Source organism: Burkholderia sp. LA-2-3-30-S1-D2 (assembly GCF_001523915.2).
GTDB classification, from domain to species: domain Bacteria; phylum Pseudomonadota; class Gammaproteobacteria; order Burkholderiales; family Burkholderiaceae; genus Burkholderia; species Burkholderia diffusa.
Genome location: NZ_CP013384.1, coordinates 3,426,856 through 3,445,340 on the forward strand (window position 1 = coordinate 3,426,856; position 18,485 = coordinate 3,445,340).

Consider the following 18,485-nt stretch of genomic DNA (forward strand, 5'->3'; position numbering starts at 1 on the left):
TCCATTCGGGAACAAACGGGAGGGGATTTTGGGAACAAGACGCCAAAACCCTTATCGGACAAGGGTTTGGGCCGTACCCAAGCCGAAATTAGTAGCTTGGGAACTGGCATCCGCATTATCCCCTACACGGTAACAATCTGACAGGCGGCCAATGCGCGACAGGTCCGCTCTGGAACACGACGCCAAAGTAACTTTGAGCGCGGCAGAGGGCAATTCACGCGCAAAAGAATGCCCCGCGCCGACACCTCGGCACGGGCGCGGACTGCTAGTTGATATCGATGGAGAAAATGGACGAGCGGAGGCAATAAACGCGGATCGGCTGAGGAAAGCCAACCCGCTGCTTTGAGTCCGGGCGGCCGCTCTTGCTCTCAACGGCCAATACGTCGTGTTCAGCAAGCACCTTGGCTACGGCACGATAGTCGAATCCACGACATACCTCCATGCGAAATGCCTCAGGCAGAATGAGATATTCAATATCGCTCCGTTCCGCATCGGCCGGCGAGATGCTCTCGCCGTACTCCGCCATGTATTCCCGATTCGTATTGACAGCGCGACCCTCCGATACCATCCGCTTGAACCCGACGCGGTGCATGGTTTTGCCCGCGTGATCGTCGCAAGTGCGCTGCACCCACGTAAAGCGGGCATCGCCATGCGCTTCCAGAAAGCCCCGAACCTGCCGAAGCATCGCCGTAGTTTCAGCATTCCCCACGCCGCCACGCTCACGAACCCACGCCTTAAAACAGGCATGCGCCGCTTGAATCGCGCGCCCTTCGCTCCATCCCGTGCAACCTGCCTCGCTCGCGATCTCGCCCGCGACGCCGACAAGCGCGAACCGTTGTGCAACCCGCGCGACTTGTCCGTCCGCTCCGTGCGGCACCCAATCAGCCACAAGCGCGGCAATCATCCCGCTTACGGTCTCGCGCATGCGGTCGGCGTTCTCGGCCGTGTGCCGAATGAACTCCATCGCCGCCACGCCGTAATACTGGCCGGAGGCGCGGGAAACATGATCCGCCAGATCCTTCGGCGTCGCGAACCCGTGCAACTCTTCGAAGAGGCCGTATCCATGCCCCGCATCGGCCGGCAGCGTCGCCAGTCGCACGTCCTGACCGGCGTTTGCCGTCTTGCTCGCCTCGCCCATGATCGACGCGAGCGTCTTTTCCCCACTCGACAGAAACAGCAACCGCCAGGACAACACGGGCTTCGCGGTCGCGTTGCGGGTCGCACGCCCCTTGCCAGCCTCGTTGCCGATCATGTAGACGATATCGCCCACCTCCTTCGGCTCGACTTGCCCGATTTCATCGAGAATCAGCAAGCCGTCGCTATGCTGCGCGGCCGTGGATTCCATCGCGTTCGACGTGGCCCGCCAGCTTCGCAGGTAGTCGCGCCCGCCGAACACCGATGCGGCCGCGCGCAACGCCGTAGTCTTGCCGACCGTGCTGTTACCCATCAGGTGAAAACCGCCCGACGCCTGCCCTGAGAACCGCAACAACGTTCCAGCGAAGGCGCTCGACACGCAAAACATCAGGCGGCTATTGCCGACGCAGAGCGCGGCCAGCTCGCGCCGCCAGTCGTCCAGCGTTCCGCTTTGCTTGAAATGACTCTCGATACTGCCGTCCGTCTGAAAAATCGTCAGGTCGTCACCCGCGCCTATGGTCCGATCCGGCAGGACGAAGGCGTTGCCATGCCAGCCGATCCGGCTCGTACAGCGTGCGCGTTGATCGCTGCGCGCCGTCTGAATGTAGCTTGTGAGCCGTTGTTTCGCGGACGATGACGGGTCGATGTTCAAGCCCATGTCCAGCAGGATCGCGCGATACTCCGCACCGTCGCCCGCCAACATACGGCGCGGCATCGCCCACCGCTTCGGATTGCCGTCGCGGTCCTCGAACTGGAGCAACACGCCCCATTCCGTGTTCGCCTCGTTACGCGTCTCGGCCGCGACCTCCAGCGGGTCGCAGATCCATTGCGGCGGCAGGTCATTTCCGTCGCGGTCGTAGCCCTCATACCAGACGCCCCGGCCATCGACGCGGAACCGTGCCCGCCCGTCGCCCGTCTGCGTCATTTTCGGGCGCTTGGCGGGCTTCGGCGCGGGCGGGGCGACCTTGCTCTTATCGGCAGCCGACGAACCGCCCACGGCGTGCGCAGCGCGTACCGCTTCGGCCACGGCATCCATGCCACGATGCGCCGCCATGTCGTTGAAGTCTGTTCCGGCCACCGGACGATCCGCGCCGAAGTCGGGAACCGCAACCGCGCCGCCCACGGCGTCAGCCGCCGCGCGGGCCTTCGTCACCCCCGGATTGCCCTTCGTCGTGTGGTCATCGTCGGCGCACACAATGATGCGAGCGGCCGCGAACCGGCCGCGCAACGCGGTCGCGACGGCCATCAGGTTCCCCGCGTCGAATGCGACGGCAGCAGGATGACCCGTTGCGGCCGCAAGCGTCGCACACGTCGCGTAACCCTCGCCAATCAGCAGCGTGGACGACACCGCGCCGCCAATCATCGAGAGGCAACCGGACTTGCGGCCGTTCGGCAGATAGCGTTTCTGCCCGTCTTCCAGAATGAATTCCAGCGTCCACAGCTTGCCGTCCGCGTCGCGTGCGGGGATGAGCAGCGCACCGTCGCACGAGGCCGTGCCAATGCGTAGATTGCCGCGATAGACGCGCAGATCGCCGGCCGGAATGCGCTTGCGGACGAGATACGGATGATCGGCCGGCGCAGGCTCGGCCGCCGCCCAGATTGACTCAGCGAGCGTCGCCGCCGCTCGCTGTTTTTCGGCTTGTGCGGCCAGCTCGGCCGCCTCCCGGGCAGCGCGCTCGGCCTTCTGCCGCTCGCGCTCCACTGGATCGACCGGCTTTGCACGGTGCGCGCGCGGGTCAAAGCCGCTTTGCTTCGCAAGATGAAAGAGCGTACTGATCGTGATCTTTCCGCCCTTGAACGACTTCCATACGTCGCGCGCATCATTCGCACTGTAGCTTTGCGCGCCTTGGCTCCATTCGTTCCAGAGGGAGAAGCCCTCCTCACCAAACCCAGCTTTGAGCGCCATCCCGACCTGACGCCACGTATCGCGGTCGTCGGGCGGGATATAACCGAGCGCGACTCTCGCCCGCTCGAATTCGGTCATATGTGTGTTGCTCATAATTTTCCGTTTCGGTGCGCGGCATCGATGAATACCCGATTAGCACTACGAATCGCATCTCACGATACAGAATCGGATACGCATCGAGTACCGCGCCGTCGCTCAGGTCAGCCTGTTACCGGCAGACCCGCGCCATGACGCTCCAATTTCCCCATCAATGCCGACAGGCCGTCGCTGAGCATTCCCGCGAACTCCCGTTCGACTCCATCGCCCGCTATCGTGCAACGTCCATCGCCATGCATGAATGCCGCGACGTATGCAACCGGCGCATCGGCGGGATCGCACACCGTCGTGAGCAACTTGTGACGAACAAGATTGCGGCGTTTCTCGATGTTCTCTGCACCAGAGTCGGCCAACGACAGGACACGCGCATCGCCGACGTGCGACGGCGCACTGCGTTCCATCTTTGCGCGAAACACCGCTAGGTTGACGACGCGGGCCGCATGCACGGACATAACGCCCGCACCCCGCCCCTGACCGGAAGACGCCCCTAAAACGGCGCGCGTGGCGTTGTTGTTTTTCGTTGCCATGCCCGCCCCCTCAGTGCGTCGTGCGCGGATCGCGCGTAACGACGCCCAGCGCCGCGAACAGGTGTTGTTGCACGCGTCCCATCAAGCCGGCCGCGAACGCATGTCGACTTATATTGACCCGATGTGCATCAACCTCGCCGGCCTCGCGCATCGAGCCTTCCAGTCCGCGAACAAAGGCCATCGTTTGATGTGCCGCGTAATCGTGCAGGCGCACGTCGCCTTTCAGGTCTAGCCATGCGTCGGCGCAGATAGCGCCAAGATCGACGGCGAATTGCAGCTCAATCGGAGCGCCGGTATCGAGAGGCGGCGCATTGTCGAATCCGTCGACAACCGCGGTTCGGATGCGTTGATCAGTCATGGCATACCTCCGGCTGCGCAGCGCGGCGCATTTCGGCCGAATACCGGCTCGCAACACCTTGCCCCATGTCGACGAGCGAGCGCTCGTAGGTGCCCTCCGGGAGATGCGAACGCACGGCATCGAACAGTGCTTCGAGGTGGGCGAACTGATGGGCGGCACACATGGCGATCATCGTGACTTCGTTAGGCAGGCGGAAATTAGGCATGGCGCACCTCCAGAATCGACGCGAGGAGTTGCCCGACGTCGACCGTGCAATGCAGCTCCGCTTCGCCGCGAATCGGCGTGAGGTTCCAGTCGTGGACGGCTGCATGCGTGAACTCGCCGAATCGGCGGTCGTAGACGCTGCGCCCCGTGACAGGGCCGCCCAAGATCCGAACGCGCCAATCGTGATCGGGCGTCGGACGAGCCGATGCCACCTCAACCAGCATGCCGATGCGTGCGCGAGCATCGCATTTCGTGACGATCGCCAGATCGCCAATCTTGCAGCGCAGGTCAGCCATGACGCACCTCCGCACGGACGAGCGCCGCAATGGTGGCCAGTGCCGCGCCGGTCGTATCAAGCGCGTCTTGATACGTGTTGGCGGTTGCTGCGTCGCGCAGTGCTGCGCGGACGATGGATTGAATGACGTGGGATTGCTGCCCGGTATGGGCGTGCGTGGACTGGCGCATTGCGCGACCTCCTTGGACGGGTTGAACCCGCTCCCCACTTCCAAATGGGGTGGGCGGGCAGACAGCAGGGTTGGAAGACCGGCGTCCAAGGGAACCGGCAGGCCGAAGCCTCCCCACCGTCGCCCACCCATTGATCGTAGAGGCGCGCGAAGGCACACGGACGTAAAAAAACCGCACTGCGGCGGTCGTCCGCCTTGGAACAATCGGGCTTCCAAACCCGGTCGCTTCTGTGTCAGCGACGCCCACAGGATACTGCGCGCCGTCGCGACGTGCAAATCGGGAGGAGAACGGACCAGAGAAGGTGGGGCAATGCCCGCCGTGCGCTGGCATGACAAAGTGACTTTGGCGAGCCGTCATGCCGATACCTTCGGATCGAGCATGAAAATGGCTTCCTTCAGTAGCCGGATTGCATGCTTGGCCCGCGACGGGATCGTCTTCGAATCACGATCAAAGACGGCCGCCGCAACAACAATCATCCGCGCCGCTTCGACGCGACACTCATCCGAAGCACGGTCACATACATCCGAAAACAGTTCGTACAAGCGATTCAGCTCACAATCGTAGAACTCTGCGTCGGCCTGTCTTTTGGTTTCACGCGCGACCGCACGCGCGCTCGTTGCGCTCGTCATCGCGCGCCCTCCGCCATTTCGGCCGCCACATCGTCAGCGCGATAGTTCAGCGGGTCGGCGAGATAACGATGGATCTCGCGATTTTTCCAGACGGTGCATCTCTGAGATAACCGGATCGAACGCGGAAATTTCCCCTCCTGTTCGCGCTTGCGAACAGTTTCACGGGACAAGCGGATTGGTCCACGCAGATCGCGCCATTTGGAAAGACCATCAAGCGGCAAAGTGTCCGGGGCAAGCAGTGCGGGCGTGCTTCTTACTGGCATTTGTGCTTCCTTAAGCATGTCTGCGCCACTATTGGCAAAGACAGTCTGCAATTTAAGGGAGCACGACTAAACGGCAAACGGAACGTTTTTTGCCCTGTCGATTTGAAAATCTTCCGGCCTATAAATCGTCGCCATTGAAACGAAGCCGATGCTTCCGCATACGCTCTACAAACCCTTCTAGGTCGCTCTCGCCCAAAGCGACTTTGCACTGGAGCGCAAGGAGCGAATCGGGAAGTCGCCAGCATTCCGTGTGATTTTCGTCGACATATTCGTCACGCGCTTCCCACATAGCCCGATCAACGGTGCGGACATATGCGCGATATTTGTTACTTTTCTGCGATGTCAATTGGTCGGCTGCAAATTTCCCGCGCCAAGGGATCGTTTCACGGTTAGCTAGCTGCACCTCCAACCCGGAGGCAGCCACATATAGTCCGGTCAACAGTTGTGCAACGGATGGAATAAAGCAGGCGGAGCTGCTATTAAAACGAAATATCTCATCGAGTCGCGGGCGTGAATTGGCCTCGTATCGCGCCCGGTCGTAGTCGTCCACAATTCCTGGATGCCGAGCGGTCGCCTCAAGCAGATGAAGGACGTCCGAAAACTCTATCGGGATTGAAATGCGCGCGCTCGCCTCGTCCTGTTCGATGTCATTGACCAAATCGCGAGCCTCGTCGAGCACTTGCACAAGCTTCGACACATTCGCCTGTTGCCGCTTGATGACCTCGCGCGACTTGTCCTCGTCGCTGTCCGCCGCACAGAGTGCTGCATCGAACCAAAGCCGCCATGCAGTATCGGCATTCGATCCGTACGCCCACGCAAGTGATTCCGACTGGTAGAACGTCTCCATCCGAGGATCGCGAACGAGTCGCCTAGCCGCCTCAACACTCGCTTCCGAGTACGGTGTATCAACAGCATCGACAAGGATGTATGCCTGCCGCACCGGATCGGGCACCCCAGAACAAAAATCCAGATTCATCGCGCATCCTTCATATGCGCCCTCCACGAAGAACGCCGAGCCAGCCGGTGAAGGTGTCCGGTTTTCGGGTGGCCGCCCTAGGCTCGACGAACCGCATTTTCTCACGACTTGCTACGCGGACCCGTCTGTGTATTAAGCTCGAGACCTGCCACTTGGAGGCGTTCGACAGCTCGAGTTGGATGGTTGACAATCGATCACCATAAACCACGCGGGGTACTCATGAACACGGATTGGCAGAGCTTGCGCAAAACTATGTATTCGGCCGAACGACCGCCGGAGTGGCCTGATGGTGTGCGCTCCATATCCATTGATGGGACGTCATTCATTGGGGTACACACAGAAACTGGTGAATTGTATTGGGACGGCAAGAAAGTGGTTATTCAAAGGCCAGTCACCTTGGGGTCATTTGAACGCGTTCTTGCTATCTTGGCGGCAGTAGGCACCTTCGGCGTGTTCATTCTCGAATTGGGCCGGTCAATCGGATGGTGGAAAGGCTGAGGCGTAGCGCGGGTACAGACGCGCCGTCGACGGCCGAGACTGAATGACACGAACGACTGCTTCGGGTCGCGCGCAGCCGATCGCAAACTCGTGCAGCACAGGTTGCGTATGCTTCTTGCTTGAAACTGCACGCGGCCACTTTCCGACATATGCTAGCGCACATGACAGGACGCTCGAACGCCCCGTTCCACATTGTCAATGGACCTTCGAGTCTTTGATGTGGACAAATTGGGCAATACAGCTAGGCGCGGGGGACGTCAGCAAAGCGGATCGGCTCGGCGTCTTATAGGTCTCAAGCACACACTGGTAGGATCATCGACAACTGCGCGGAAATCTGGCTAACTTCACGGACAACCTCACGGATGAGCCCACAACTAAAATGCGTCGGTAGCGGGACATGGCCACTATGGAAGACGATTTCCTTATAGAAAGGTTGCTTTACAGCGGCGAAGGCGATGCGCTGGACTTCAAACTTCAACAGTATCCGTTCGAAAACACGGACGACGATAGCAAGTCTTCCTTGTTGAAGGACATTTTGGCATTTGCGAATGCATGGAGAACAACAACCGCATACATCGTGATAGGCGTACGTGATGGATCGAAGGATATCGTCGGTTTAGACAATGATATCGACGATTCTCGACTACAGCAGTTCGTGAACGCAAAGGTCAATCGCCCAATACAGTTTTCTTATCGGTCCGTTGACTTCAGAGGGCAGACTCTCGGGCTTTTTACGATTCCGCCGCAGGGTCGCCCGTTCTATTCGCCGAAAGGTTTCGGGAAGGTGAAGGCCGGGACCGTATATGTACGACGTGGATCTTCTACGGCCGAAGCGAATCCAGAAGAGATTGCCAAAATGGGTGAATCTGATTCCGCACAATCTCGTATAAATACTGTACATAAGCTTTCTATAATTATTGGAAAGGACGATCCTTACGTCGATACCCAGAAACACAACGCCGTCAATATTACAAAGACCGTACTGGTTGGAATAAAAAATACTGGGAACACGCATTTAACGAACTGCAAAATCCACTTCGAGGCACCGAGTGCCAATGCCGTCAGACCTGAAAGATGGCTTCGGATGGACGCGTTCAGTCTTAATCCCGGAGAGGAGCGGCTCGTCAGTTTGGCCATGTACGGAGAACCGATATCATCGGAACAAGCCGGGGCGGATTTTATAGGCTTGCTTGCGCCACCTAGCGGAAATTTCTGGAGACCTCCTGTGCTGTCCAAGGACGGAGGTGTTGTCACCATCACTGCTACGTCACTTGAATGCGCGCCATGTACGGCAATGTGCAAGATGTGGATAGATGGAGGTAAGCTGAAATGGGATAAGATCTGACCTTGTCAAAGGCATCCCCAGCAATACTCTATTGCAATGGATACGACATACGAGACATCAGCTCGACGCCTGACCATTCGTTTATGGTCTAGGTGGTTCTGGTATCAGCATTCCCAATTTGACGTACAGATTATTATTCAACAAAGTTCGGATACCTCTATGCGCAATGTCAAGTTCGACGTTCGTGTACTGCGTAGGAAACGCATTTGAAAGATGAGCCAACCCTTTGTTGGCGAGTTCAAATATAGACACTAGCGCTCTCTCTGCATCGGCTTTCGGGCCATTGTAGGTGTCCAATGCTGTAGCGGGCGCAACCTTTTCCAAAGCCATACCGTTAGCTTCGAAGTGCTCGATGGCAATGTCATCCCGTCGACGATTTTTTGCTGCAACAAGCCTCCCCTTTTCTGCATTCAGACCTAAAAACTCCAGTAAAGATCTCGCATGAATTAATCCTACTTCGATCATGGGATTTAGCAGCGCATTCACGTTGCCCTGGAGGATTTTCTTGCCGCCGACGAAAACTTCCATTTCTCTCGGCACACCAAGTTCATCGTGAATGTTATACGCCCACATCATGCTATCGATAGATTGAAGGCGGTAGGGAATCCATTTGTATAGGATTTCGTTCTTATTCATTGATTGCCTCCCATATTGTCAGAATGGACGCTGCCTCCTCCAACTCGTCCCCGCACTCTGCTGAACTTACCCTGATCGTTTCTGAGAGTCATGGAAGCGGGCTTTTCGGGCACGAAAATTGTTTCCGCATTACGCCGCTACTGGCAACGCGGAGGTCTGGGGATTCTACAACGGCCGTTGCGCCGTGGAAGCGGTCAGTGCGCGGGCATCGCTTCGAACCGCAGAAGTGGGTTGCGATCGTTGCCACTCGACTTGTGACACCTCCCCACCCGCCTCCGGCACCCGACAGGACGGCTGTCGGCTTTTAATCCAACGCGCATGTCCGAAACCGTTCCCTTGCGGACATGGGTAAGAATGGGTGTTCGAAAATAAGGCTTTGCTATTTTCGTACAGGGGTTATAATTCGTACACCCTTTTCGAACACATTGGAGTGCATGGTGTCCCGAACCTTCGCATACGCCCGCGTCAGCACGGCCGACCAGACGGCAGCCAACCAACTCCGCGAGATCGAGGCGGCTGGCTTCAATGTCGACAAGCGCCGGGTCGTAACGGAAAGCATCTCAGGTAGCGTAAGCGCGGACCAGCGGCCGGGGTTTGCGGACTTGCTCCGCAGACTGGAAGAAGGCGACGTGTTGATCGTGACAAAGCTCGACCGGCTCGGCCGGAACGCGATGGACGTGCGTGCAACAGTTGAGGCGTTGGCGGCACGCGGCATCCGGATTCATTGCCTTGCGCTCGGCGGCGTTGACCTGACAAGCGCGGCCGGCCGGATGACGATGCAGGTATTGAACGCCGTTGCCGAGTTTGAGCGTGACTTATTGATCGAGCGAACGCAGGCCGGTATCGCGCGAGCGAAGGCGGAAGGGAAAGCGATGGGGCGGCCATCCGCCCTGTCCCCTAAACAGCAGGACGAGGTAAGGCAGCGGTTGAGCGAAGGGGCAAGCGTGGCCAGCCTCGCGAAGCAGTACGACACAAGCCGTCAGACGATCATGCGGGTACGCGACGCGGCGTAAGGCCCCGACCGTTCAAAGTCACTTTTTCACGGGCCGTAAGGCCCGTTTTCATTCCCACGCGCGGGAGGCGGCGGCGCGGGGAGCTTCTTTGCGCGTAGCGTTCCAGCAGGGAGGCCCATTCAATTGCGGCGGCGAAGTCGGCCACCATAGCGTCGCATACCGCAGGCAGTTGTACCCGGTCTGTTCCCAAGATATATGAGTGTTTGGGAACAACTTGGGAACAAAATAATCCAGACAAATCAATCCTCTACGCCATCTGTTCCCATTGTTCCCGCTGTTCCCATGACATTTCATTCCGGCGACGCGTAGCAACTACCCATTCGCCGCGAATTTGCCGAGGATCACCTTGCGCCCCTCGTCTATCTGAGCCTCAACGAAAGCGGCCCACAGGGCGAGGATGTGGCGGCGCTGTTCCGCGTACTCCGCACGGTTGTATACGCCCTTGATTCCCGTGATGGTGTGCGAAAGCGCCTTCTCGATTGCGTCTGACGGTTGCCCCATCTCGTGAAGGTGCGTGCTGGCGGTGCGCCGGAAGTCGTGCAGCACAAAGTGCTGAACCTCCATATCGAGCGCCCGTACGGCTTGGTTTAACGTGCTCTTGGCGATTGGCCGATCCGCACCGCGAGATGAAGGAAACACGTATTGCTGGCTCGTGCGAGTTTCATACAACTCACGCAGCATCAGCACGGCCTGCGGAGCAAGGTAGACCCAATGCTCGCGGGGTTTCTTCATCCGATCAGACGGGATACGCCACACGGCGGCATCCAGGTCGAATTCGGACCATCTAGCCTCGATCAATTCGGACTTGCGTACCATCGTCAGCACCAGCAGATGAATCGCCAGCTTCAACGGTCGGCGGATACTCGATGCATAGACGGCGCGCAGCACGTGCCCGAGCTCGTCGGGAGATAGCACGCGGTCGCGGCTCTCCTGCGTGGCGATAAAACGGGCAACTACCGCCTGCGCCGGATTGATCGTCACGAGCTGGCGCGCAATCGCATATTCGTACATTCGCTTGATGACATTGCGGGTGTGCAACGCCATCTTCGGCGCTCCGCGCTTCTTGATCCGGTCGCAGATCGCCAGCACATCGCCGGGGGTCACTTCGGATACCGGCTTGCTGCCGAGCGCCGGAAACACGTCCTTTTCGAGTGCGCGTTTCGTCGTCCGCTGATACTCGGCCGACTTGTCCGTCATCTGTTGTTCGAGCCAGTACGCAGCGAACTCACGCACGGTATTGAGCGCCTTGGTCGTGCCCCGATCTTTCCGAGCATCCGCTACTGGGGAAACGCCACCAGCCACGATCTCCGCATATCGGCGGGCGCGCTCACGAGCAGCCGCCAAGCTGACGGCCGGATATTCGCCAATCGTCACGGGCGGCTGGCGCTTGCCATGGAGCGAGTAGCGGTAGCGCCAGAATTTCGAGCCTGATGGCATCACCTCCAAAATCAGACCGCCCCCGTCAGAGACAGGATAGCGGGCCGCTTTCGGTTGCAATGCCTTGACGCGGGTATCGGTCAGCGGTTGAACGACTTTCGGCATGGTCTTCCCCTTTTGGCATACAGATTCTTGATGTTTACCTCGGCCGGAAACGCTTGCCAGATAAGGCCATGAGGTATTTTTGGCATACAGGATTTCGCGTAGAGGCGCGGTGTATGCCATCTTGTATGCCAAAAACTGCTAGTTGTCGATTGGTAAACTTTGGGGAATATGGGGAGTCGATCTATTTCTGGCGGGGCTTTGCGGCTTCTTTCTTGCAAAACTTAGGTGACGGCGGGCGACTACTTATTTTCCGATACAAAACCTGCTGAAAATCACCCCCAGCAGATCATCCGACGTGAACTCACCGGTAATCGCATTGAGCTGCTCCTGCGCGAGCCGCAGTTCCTCGGCAAACAGATCGAGCGATTGCGCCCTCTGCTCCGCATGATCGGCCGCCTGCGTGAGATGCGCCTGCGCAGCCCGCAGTGCGATCAAATGCCGTTCGCGCGCCAGATAAACGCCTTCGGCCCCGGCCTGCCACCCCGCGATTCGCAGTAGCTCCGCGCGCAGCATGTCGATCCCGTCACCGCGCTTCGCCGACAGATGCACCTCGGTCAGGTCGCCTTCGGCCGCCGGATGCTCGACGCACGCCGGCACGCCGGTCAGATCCGTCTTGTTCAGCACCCGCACCACCGGCACGCCAACCGGGAACCGCGCCGCGATCGCCTCGTCGTCCGCCGTCATCCCCGTGCGCGAATCGAGCAGGTGCAGCACGACGTCCGCGCGCTCGATCTCGCTCCATGTCCGCGCGATCCCGATCCGCTCGACTTCGTCCTCCGTCTCGCGCAACCCGGCCGTATCGATGATGTGCAGCGGAATCCCTTCGACCTGGATCGTCTGCGCGACCTTGTCGCGCGTCGTGCCCGCGATCGGCGTGACGATCGCCAACTCCGCGCCGGCCAGCGCATTCAGCAGCGACGACTTGCCGACGTTCGGCTGCCCCGCGAGCACGACCGACAGCCCCTCGCGCAGCAGCGCGCCCTGGCGCGCATCGCCGAGCACGTGCGCCAGTTCCTCGCGGATCTTCGCGAGCTTGCCGCGCGCATCGGCCGCTTCCAGGAAGTCGATTTCCTCTTCCGGGAAATCGAGCGTCGCCTCGACTAGCATCCGCAGCGTGATCACATCCTCGACGAGCGCGTGGATCTGCCGCGAGAACGCGCCGTCGAGCGAGCGCCCGGCCGAACGCGCCGCCGCTTCGGTACTCGCCTCGATCAGGTCGGCGACCGCCTCGGCCTGCGCCAGGTCCAGCTTGTCATTCAGAAACGCACGCCGCGTGAACTCGCCCGGTTCCGCGAGCCGCAGCCCGAAGCCGCGCCCCGCATCCAGGCAGCGCTGCAGCAGCAGCTGCATCACGATGGGCCCGCCATGCCCCTGCAGTTCCAGCACGTGCTCGCCGGTGTAGGAATGCGGCGCGGTGAAATACAGCGCGATCCCGCGGTCGAGCGGCGCGCCGTGCTCGTCGAGAAACGGAACGTAGCTCGCATGGCGCGGTGCGAGCCGCTGCCCGCACAACGCGTCGATCAGCGGCAGCGCGGCCGCCTCGCCGCCGCGCCCGAACGAAACGCGGACGACGCCGATGCCACCCCGGCCGGCAGCAGTGGCAATGGCGACGATCGGATCGGAATCGGTAGCAAGCATGGGAATCGGATGAATCGGATGAACAGAGGGTCAATGATGCGCCCGCGCAACGGTTTGGGCATCGGGACGCCGGCATTGTAGCGTGCCGGCCTGCACGCCACCGGACGCCGCGTCGGTTTCGGAATCGCCCGAATTTATCCCGACGGAGCTAAGGCGAGTATCTATTCCACGCCGACACGTACTGTCCCTTTCAGACGAGTATGCCGGTCCGATTGACCGGGCTCCCGATTCCTCGATACGCTCCGCGGCAAGTTCGGATTCGTCTAAATGAGCTATGTTTAGCCTACACGGTTGTCTGATAGGCGTCGGTGGAATTGCACAATCACCCCATGCCGACACCCGAAGAAAAATCAGCGTTTTCGGAACGCCTGAAATTCGCCTTGAGGCGCAGCCCGGAGAAGGTCACCGGCGCGACCGAACTCGCGAACCGGTTCAATCTGCGTCACCACGGTGCGCAACCGGTTTCACCGCAAACCGCGCACAAATGGCTGACCGGTCGGACGATTCCGACGCCGGATAAACTCGAAACGCTCGCCGACTGGTTGCGCGTCGAACTGCATTGGCTGCATTACGGCCCATCGCCGAGCGTGACCGAACATCTGACGCCGCAACCGCTGCCGCGCGACGAGCGCTATCCGCCAACGCCCGAGACGATCGAACTCGCGTCGAAGATCGAGGCGCTACCGCCGCATCAACGTTACCTCGTTCAGGAACTGATCGAACAGTTCTACGGCAGCGACGCGAAAATCGAAGCGAAGAAAGCCTGAACGGCAGCGGTGGGACTCCGCACACGCCGCCGCGCCACCATCCGCCGTGTCAAGTCCTGGAATAAGTTGACAGTATCCAGGCGCTAGAACGCCCGATGCACCGCATCGGGCGTTTTGTATTTCAGCGCGGCATGTGGCCGTTCATAGTTGTAGATGTGTACCGACTGTTCGACCATCTTGGCGGCCTGTTCAAGGTCCGCAGGACGTTGCAACAGGAACTCCCCCTTGAGAATGCCGTTGACCCGCTCAGCCAGCGCATTCTGATAGCAGTCGTAGCCGTCCGTCATTGAACAGCGCAGGCCGTGATGCCGATGGATGTCCTGATAGTAGGTCGAACAGTACTGGACCCCGCGATCGGAGTGATGGATCAACGGCTGCCGGCTCCGGCGCTTGCGCAACGCCTTCTTGAGCGCCTGACTGACCTGCTCGGTTTGCAGGCTGTCGTGAACGTGATGACCGACGATCTTGCGCGAGAACGCATCCGTGACGAGACTCAAATACACAAACGGGCCAGCCGTCGGCAGATACGTGATGTCGGCCACCCACACTTGTTCGGGGCCGGTCGGCACGATTTGATCCGGCCCGGGTTTCAGTAGATTCGGATGACGCCGGAAGCGGTGATGGCTATGGGTGGTCTTGTGATACGCCCGGTGCGGTACGACCAGTAGGCGCGCGGCACGCAGCACGTCGAACAGCCGATCTCGCCCCAGCTTGATGCCGCGCTCGACCAACGCTGGCCCGAGCAGATGATGGAGCTTGCGTGTGCCCAGCCTCGGCTGGCGAAGCCGCACGTCTCGCACCAGCGCAGTGACGGTCTCGCTCTGCGAGCAACGGTGTTCCTCGCTGCGGCATCGCTTGTAATACGCTTGGCGGCTGATACCCATGTATCGGCAGGCCCGCTCGACGCTCAGCTTTTCGATCCGCTTTTGCGCGACGACCTGCCTGAAGGCTTTTTTACGGTGATCCCGTAATCCTTGCGCATCACGTCGACCACGGCTTCGAATAGCGCGGCTTTCTCCTGCGCCTGTCGCAACTGCGTCTCCAACTCCTTGATGCGCTGCTCCGGTGTGAGCGGCTTTGAGTCTTGCTTTGACATGGTGGAACCCGATCGCGCACGGCCGGATGGATCGGCCCAATCCTGCAAGCCGTGCTTACGTAACCATACCAGCACGGTCGAGCGCCCCTGGATGCCGTAGCGTCGCTGTGCCTCTTTGTACGTCAGTTCGCCTTTTTCGACCTGCGCCACCACCGACAGTTTAAAAGCCAGGCTGTAGTCCCGCTGCGTCCGCTTGATCCCTTGCTCCATTTGGCACCTCTTCGTTTCGGCGAAAAAGTGTCAACCTATTTCTGGACGGGTCACCGGAAACAAAAAAGCCGCATGGATAAAACCATGCGGCTTTTTTACGCGCATCGCGGGCGGCTGGCCGCCCGCGTGTGCGACATGCGTCAGGCCTTCTTGCCGCCGCCGAGCTTGCGCGTGATGTAGTACTGCTGCGCGATCGACAGCACGTTGTTCACGACGTAGTACAGCACCAGACCGGCCGGGAAGAAGAAGAACATCACCGAGAACGCGATCGGCATGAACTTCATCATCTTCGCCTGGACCGGGTCCGGCGGCGTCGGGTTCAGGCTCGTCTGCACGAACATCGAGACGGCCATCAGCACCGGCAGGATGAAGAACGGATCGCGCTGCGACAGGTCGTGAATCCACAGAATCCACGGCGCACCGCGCATTTCGACCGAGGCGAGCAGCACCCAGTAGAGCGAGATGAACACCGGGATCTGGATCACGACCGGCAGGCAGCCGCCGAACGGATTGACCTTCTCGGTCTTGTACAGCTCCATCAGCGCGGCATTCATCTTCTGCGGATCGCTCTTGAAGCGTTCGCGCAGCGCCTGCATGCGCGGCGTGATTTCCTTCATGCGCGCCATCGACTTGTAGCTCGCGGCCGACAGCGGGAAGAACACGGCCTTGATCAGGACGGTCAGCAGCACGATCGCCCAGCCCCAGTTGCCGACGACGCCGTGGATCTTCTCGAGCAGCCAGAACAGCGGCTTCGCGATGATCGTCACCCAGCCGTAGTCCTTCACGAGTTCCAGGCCCGGCGCGATGCCTTCGAGCATGCGCTCTTCTTCCGGACCGGCGAACAGGCGTGCCTGCACGTCGGCCGACTGGCCCGGTGCGATCGCGGCCACCGGCTGCTTCACGCCCACGCGGTACAGCGTCGGATCGATCTTTTCAGCGTAGATGTCGCGCTTTACGCCCTGCTGCGGAATCCAGGCCGACGCGAAGTAGTGCTGCACCATCGCGACCCAGCCGTTGTCGGCGGAGTTCACGAAGTCGGCCTTGTTCTTGTCGAGGTCGCTGAAGTTGATCTTCTGGAAGTGCTTCGCGTCCGTGTAGACCGCCGGCCCGAGGAACGTGTGCGAGAACATCGGCGTTTCGACGGCCGTGTTGTCGCGCACCAGTTCCATGTAGACCGTCGGCGTGACCGGTGCCGTGCCGACGTTGTCGATCTTGGTGTCGACGCCGATCACGTAGCTGCCGCGCGTGAACGTGTAGGTCTTCACGACCTTCACGCCGCCCTTCACCGGCGATTCGAACGACAGCTTCAGCGTGTTCTGGTCGCCCGTCAGCGACGTCGGGCCCGCATTGACCTGCGTGTAGACGTCGTTGTGGTTCGGGAAGTCGCCGCCGAGCAGGCCCGTGCGTGCGAGATACGTGTGGCCGGCCGTGTGGTCGAACAGCGTGATGTAAAGGTCGGGCTGCTTGCCGTCGCCCTGCTTCTTCAGCGTCAGCTTCGCGAGCGTGCCGCCACGCGTGTCGATTTCGCCGTCATACACGTCGGTCGAGAACTTCACGAGCTGCGCCTGCGCGGCCGGCGCCGTCGTCGACGGTGCGGTGCCCGCCGCGGCGGCCGGTGCGTCACCTGCGGTCGTCGTCGCGCCCGTGCCCGACGCGCCGCCTGCCGCGGCCGCGGGGGCCGTCTGCGTGGCGCTCGGGAAGAACATCGACGGGCGTCCATGGTCGCGCTGCCAGTTGTCGTACAGCATGACAGCTGACATGAAGAAGATCACCCATAGGACGGTGCGTTTGATATCCATGCGTTGTCTCAGAGTCGATGGGACCGCGCGTCGGCTTCGCCGCGAGCGCGAGTGTCGGAGTTGGGCGGCGGGACGAGGTCGATGCCGCCCGCGGAAAACGGATGGCATCGGCACACGCGCCTGACGGCGAGATACGTGCCGCGCGCGGCGCCATGATACTGGATTGCCTCGCGCGCGTAATCCGAACAGGAAGGATAAAAACGGCAACGGTTGCCGAGCATCGGGCTCACGGCAACCTTGTAGAAGCGCAGCAAGGCGATCAATACCGTTTTCATACCTTGGGCGGCGCCATTCGGCACCGCGTCAAAACCGGCCGGGCGGGCGCGAACGCCGCACCGCGAACGGATGCGTCACTCGGACGCGGGCTTCGACGCACGGCGCTCGATCTCCCGAACCGCCCTGTCGAGCAGCTCGCGGATTTCGGCCGCGCACATCGCCGCGAGCGGGGCGGAAGCCGCGCTCGGCAGCGCTTTCTTGTCGAAGCGCGTGTGCTGCCGCAGCAGCAGGTCGTAACCGGCGAATTCGGCGCGGCGCAGGCGAAACGCGTCGCGCGCCAGCCGCTTCACGAGATTACGCGTGACTGCACGCGGCGCATACTTCTTGCCGATGACGAGCCCCAGGCGGGCAGGCTGGCCGGTCGGCTTGCCGTAAATCACGAAGTGCGCGGAACGCCGCCAGGGGCGCAAACGAAAAACGGATGAAAATTCATCCGTTTTCAAAAGTCGCGCAGCTTTCGGGAAGGCGGCTTTCGTCTGCGACGGATTCGCACCCGGCTCGACGGCACCTTCCGCGGGACTGCGGACGGCGGACACAGCGCGCAACCTGCCTTAGATGGCGAGGCGCTTGCGGCCCTTCGCGCGGCGAGCGTTGATGACCTTGCGGCCACCTGCCGTCTTCATGCGGACACGGAAGCCATGGGTGCGCTTGCGGCGCGTCACGGACGGTTGGTAAGTACGTTTCATGATGTTCTCACTTGTTCGAGAATGTCGAAATTCAGGGGACCGCGTGCCCTTAACCGGAGGCATTCGGGCGAACGCAATCGCCGGGAATACAGGATTGGTTTTCGCGGAACCCGCTATTTAAACCGTTTTTCTCTTGACGGTCAATACTTTAGGAGCCGCTCGCCTGTGCCGAGCCACTCCGATCCGGCCCCGCGACCCACAACCGCAGCCTGTGGATAAGTCCCGCTGTGGCCGCGTTTGGCGTTAGAATCTCGCCTTATCTCCAAGAATCCCGCACGCCGCTTCGGCCCGCGCCTGCCCCTCCAAGACTGTGACGCAGGCGTCCGAGGCACGCTCGCACGACCGCTTCGGGCCTTGTTGCGCAATCGCGACAAGGGCGCCGGCGAGCCGCGCTGTGCACGCAAAAAACGACAGCTACTTG

The 18,485-nt window shown here is 60.6% G+C and carries 21 protein-coding genes; 4 read left to right on the forward strand and 17 right to left on the reverse strand.

Translation table 11 applies throughout. The features are described 5' to 3' along the window. Positions 1 to 265 precede the first annotated feature (265 nt). The 9 genes from WS66_RS28970 to WS66_RS29010 form a co-directional block, all read right to left on the reverse strand. Positions 266 to 3,118 carry a DUF927 domain-containing protein gene (locus tag WS66_RS28970; RefSeq protein ID WP_059602961.1) on the reverse strand — a complete coding sequence of 951 codons (2,853 nt, stop codon included), beginning with the start codon at positions 3,116 to 3,118 and terminating at the stop codon, positions 266 to 268. 122 nt (positions 3,119 to 3,240) lie between these two features. Beyond that, positions 3,241 to 3,663: a hypothetical protein gene (locus WS66_RS34515; protein ID WP_236872963.1), complete on the reverse strand. Its 423-nt coding sequence runs from the start codon at positions 3,661 to 3,663 to the stop codon at positions 3,241 to 3,243. Positions 3,664 to 3,673: 10 nt separating this feature from the next. After that, on the reverse strand, positions 3,674 to 4,021 hold the full coding sequence (locus WS66_RS28980) for a hypothetical protein (RefSeq protein WP_082728954.1): 348 nt from the start codon (positions 4,019 to 4,021) through the stop codon (positions 3,674 to 3,676). Beyond that, positions 4,014 to 4,226 (reverse strand): hypothetical protein, encoded by a 213-nt coding sequence (locus WS66_RS28985; RefSeq protein WP_059602955.1) that lies wholly within the window; start codon positions 4,224 to 4,226, stop codon positions 4,014 to 4,016. Before WS66_RS28985 ends, WS66_RS28980 begins: the two co-directional genes overlap by 8 nt. After that, positions 4,219 to 4,521 carry a hypothetical protein gene (locus WS66_RS28990; RefSeq protein WP_059602952.1) on the reverse strand — a complete coding sequence of 101 codons (303 nt, stop codon included), beginning with the start codon at positions 4,519 to 4,521 and terminating at the stop codon, positions 4,219 to 4,221. The genes WS66_RS28985 and WS66_RS28990 overlap by 8 nt, the downstream gene beginning before the upstream one ends. Further along, positions 4,514 to 4,690, reverse strand: a complete 177-nt coding sequence (locus tag WS66_RS34175) for a hypothetical protein (protein WP_179955270.1) — start codon at positions 4,688 to 4,690, stop codon at positions 4,514 to 4,516. The genes WS66_RS28990 and WS66_RS34175 overlap by 8 nt, the downstream gene beginning before the upstream one ends. A 353-nt stretch (positions 4,691 to 5,043) precedes the next feature. Further along, positions 5,044 to 5,319, reverse strand: coding sequence for a hypothetical protein (locus WS66_RS29000; protein ID WP_059602949.1), 276 nt, complete (start codon positions 5,317 to 5,319; stop codon positions 5,044 to 5,046). Further along, positions 5,316 to 5,582, reverse strand: coding sequence for a helix-turn-helix transcriptional regulator (locus WS66_RS29005; RefSeq protein ID WP_082728957.1), 267 nt, complete (start codon positions 5,580 to 5,582; stop codon positions 5,316 to 5,318). The genes WS66_RS29000 and WS66_RS29005 overlap by 4 nt, the downstream gene beginning before the upstream one ends. 118 nt (positions 5,583 to 5,700) lie before the next feature. Continuing rightward, positions 5,701 to 6,558 carry a hypothetical protein gene (locus tag WS66_RS29010; protein ID WP_236872964.1) on the reverse strand — a complete coding sequence of 286 codons (858 nt, stop codon included), beginning with the start codon at positions 6,556 to 6,558 and terminating at the stop codon, positions 5,701 to 5,703. Positions 6,559 to 6,777: 219 nt separating this feature from the next. Between WS66_RS29010 and WS66_RS29015 the strand changes: the two genes are divergently transcribed. Beyond that, positions 6,778 to 7,056, forward strand: coding sequence for a hypothetical protein (locus tag WS66_RS29015; protein ID WP_236872965.1), 279 nt, complete (start codon positions 6,778 to 6,780; stop codon positions 7,054 to 7,056). 406 nt (positions 7,057 to 7,462) lie between these two features. Then, positions 7,463 to 8,401 carry an AlbA family DNA-binding domain-containing protein gene (locus WS66_RS29020; RefSeq protein ID WP_082728955.1) on the forward strand — a complete coding sequence of 313 codons (939 nt, stop codon included), beginning with the start codon at positions 7,463 to 7,465 and terminating at the stop codon, positions 8,399 to 8,401. Positions 8,402 to 8,482: 81 nt separating this feature from the next. Here WS66_RS29020 and WS66_RS33835 read toward each other — a convergent pair whose 3' ends face one another. Next, a complete protein-coding gene (locus WS66_RS33835; RefSeq protein WP_159086592.1) occupies positions 8,483 to 9,037 on the reverse strand; it encodes a hypothetical protein in 555 nt (184 codons plus the stop codon). Between the two features lie 437 nt (positions 9,038 to 9,474). On the opposite strand from WS66_RS33835, the gene WS66_RS29025 reads away from it, so the two are divergent. Then, complete coding sequence (locus WS66_RS29025; protein WP_011402625.1) at positions 9,475 to 10,050, forward strand: recombinase family protein; 576 nt, start codon at positions 9,475 to 9,477, stop codon at positions 10,048 to 10,050. A 312-nt stretch (positions 10,051 to 10,362) separates the two neighbouring features. Here the strand turns inward: WS66_RS29025 and WS66_RS29030 are convergent, their stop codons facing one another. Beyond that, positions 10,363 to 11,592, reverse strand: a complete 1,230-nt coding sequence (locus WS66_RS29030; RefSeq protein ID WP_059602943.1) for a tyrosine-type recombinase/integrase — start codon at positions 11,590 to 11,592, stop codon at positions 10,363 to 10,365. Positions 11,593 to 11,835: 243 nt separating this feature from the next. Next, positions 11,836 to 13,230, reverse strand: a complete 1,395-nt coding sequence (gene mnmE / locus WS66_RS29035) for a tRNA uridine-5-carboxymethylaminomethyl(34) synthesis GTPase MnmE (protein WP_059602941.1) — start codon at positions 13,228 to 13,230, stop codon at positions 11,836 to 11,838. 329 nt (positions 13,231 to 13,559) lie between these two features. Between mnmE and WS66_RS29040 the strand changes: the two genes are divergently transcribed. Further along, the gene (locus tag WS66_RS29040) at positions 13,560 to 13,997 is read left to right on the forward strand and encodes a helix-turn-helix domain-containing protein (protein ID WP_059602938.1); all 438 of its coding nucleotides are present in this window, start codon (positions 13,560 to 13,562) and stop codon (positions 13,995 to 13,997) included. Between the two features lie 83 nt (positions 13,998 to 14,080). On the opposite strand, the gene WS66_RS29045 is transcribed toward WS66_RS29040, so the two are convergent. From WS66_RS29045 to rpmH, 5 genes are all read right to left on the reverse strand, one after another. Next, positions 14,081 to 15,303 (reverse strand): IS3 family transposase gene (locus WS66_RS29045; RefSeq protein ID WP_108064678.1). Its coding sequence is split into 2 segments (ribosomal slippage): positions 14,081 to 14,935 and positions 14,938 to 15,303, totalling 1,221 coding nucleotides; the frame shifts between segments, so codons are not numbered across the junction. 140 nt (positions 15,304 to 15,443) lie between these two features. Continuing rightward, complete coding sequence (gene yidC / locus WS66_RS29050; RefSeq protein ID WP_059605253.1) at positions 15,444 to 17,102, reverse strand: membrane protein insertase YidC; 1,659 nt, start codon at positions 17,100 to 17,102, stop codon at positions 15,444 to 15,446. 8 nt (positions 17,103 to 17,110) lie between these two features. Continuing rightward, the gene (gene yidD / locus WS66_RS29055) at positions 17,111 to 17,377 is read right to left on the reverse strand and encodes a membrane protein insertion efficiency factor YidD (protein ID WP_006489939.1); all 267 of its coding nucleotides are present in this window, start codon (positions 17,375 to 17,377) and stop codon (positions 17,111 to 17,113) included. Between the two features lie 75 nt (positions 17,378 to 17,452). Beyond that, positions 17,453 to 17,914: a ribonuclease P protein component gene (rnpA, locus tag WS66_RS29060; protein WP_059605250.1), complete on the reverse strand. Its 462-nt coding sequence runs from the start codon at positions 17,912 to 17,914 to the stop codon at positions 17,453 to 17,455. Between the two features lie 15 nt (positions 17,915 to 17,929). After that, entirely contained in the window at positions 17,930 to 18,064 is a 135-nt protein-coding gene (rpmH, locus tag WS66_RS29065; protein WP_004198824.1) for a 50S ribosomal protein L34, read from the reverse strand. Positions 18,065 to 18,485: the final 421 nt, after the last annotated feature.

Bases quoted from the DNA above. Each gene is read 5' to 3' on its own strand.
- WS66_RS28970 (WP_059602961.1), bottom strand. From the start codon at position 3,118: ATGACCGAATTCGAGCGGGCGAGAGTCGCGCTCGGTTATATCCCGCCC.
- WS66_RS34515 (WP_236872963.1), bottom strand. From the start codon at position 3,663: ATGGCAACGAAAAACAACAACGCCACGCGCGCCGTTTTAGGGGCGTCT.
- WS66_RS28980 (WP_082728954.1), bottom strand. From the start codon at position 4,021: ATGACTGATCAACGCATCCGAACCGCGGTTGTCGACGGATTCGACAAT.
- WS66_RS28985 (WP_059602955.1), bottom strand. From the start codon at position 4,226: ATGCCTAATTTCCGCCTGCCTAACGAAGTCACGATGATCGCCATGTGT.
- WS66_RS28990 (WP_059602952.1), bottom strand. From the start codon at position 4,521: ATGGCTGACCTGCGCTGCAAGATTGGCGATCTGGCGATCGTCACGAAA.
- WS66_RS34175 (WP_179955270.1), bottom strand. From the start codon at position 4,690: ATGCGCCAGTCCACGCACGCCCATACCGGGCAGCAATCCCACGTCATT.
- WS66_RS29000 (WP_059602949.1), bottom strand. From the start codon at position 5,319: ATGACGAGCGCAACGAGCGCGCGTGCGGTCGCGCGTGAAACCAAAAGA.
- WS66_RS29005 (WP_082728957.1), bottom strand. From the start codon at position 5,582: ATGCCAGTAAGAAGCACGCCCGCACTGCTTGCCCCGGACACTTTGCCG.
- WS66_RS29010 (WP_236872964.1), bottom strand. From the start codon at position 6,558: ATGAATCTGGATTTTTGTTCTGGGGTGCCCGATCCGGTGCGGCAGGCA.
- WS66_RS29015 (WP_236872965.1), top strand. From the start codon at position 6,778: ATGAACACGGATTGGCAGAGCTTGCGCAAAACTATGTATTCGGCCGAA.
- WS66_RS29020 (WP_082728955.1), top strand. From the start codon at position 7,463: ATGGAAGACGATTTCCTTATAGAAAGGTTGCTTTACAGCGGCGAAGGC.
- WS66_RS33835 (WP_159086592.1), bottom strand. From the start codon at position 9,037: ATGAATAAGAACGAAATCCTATACAAATGGATTCCCTACCGCCTTCAA.
- WS66_RS29030 (WP_059602943.1), bottom strand. From the start codon at position 11,592: ATGCCGAAAGTCGTTCAACCGCTGACCGATACCCGCGTCAAGGCATTG.
- mnmE (WP_059602941.1), bottom strand. From the start codon at position 13,230: ATGCTTGCTACCGATTCCGATCCGATCGTCGCCATTGCCACTGCTGCC.
- WS66_RS29040 (WP_059602938.1), top strand. From the start codon at position 13,560: ATGCCGACACCCGAAGAAAAATCAGCGTTTTCGGAACGCCTGAAATTC.
- yidC (WP_059605253.1), bottom strand. From the start codon at position 17,102: ATGGATATCAAACGCACCGTCCTATGGGTGATCTTCTTCATGTCAGCT.
- yidD (WP_006489939.1), bottom strand. From the start codon at position 17,377: ATGAAAACGGTATTGATCGCCTTGCTGCGCTTCTACAAGGTTGCCGTG.
- rpmH (WP_004198824.1), bottom strand. From the start codon at position 18,064: ATGAAACGTACTTACCAACCGTCCGTGACGCGCCGCAAGCGCACCCAT.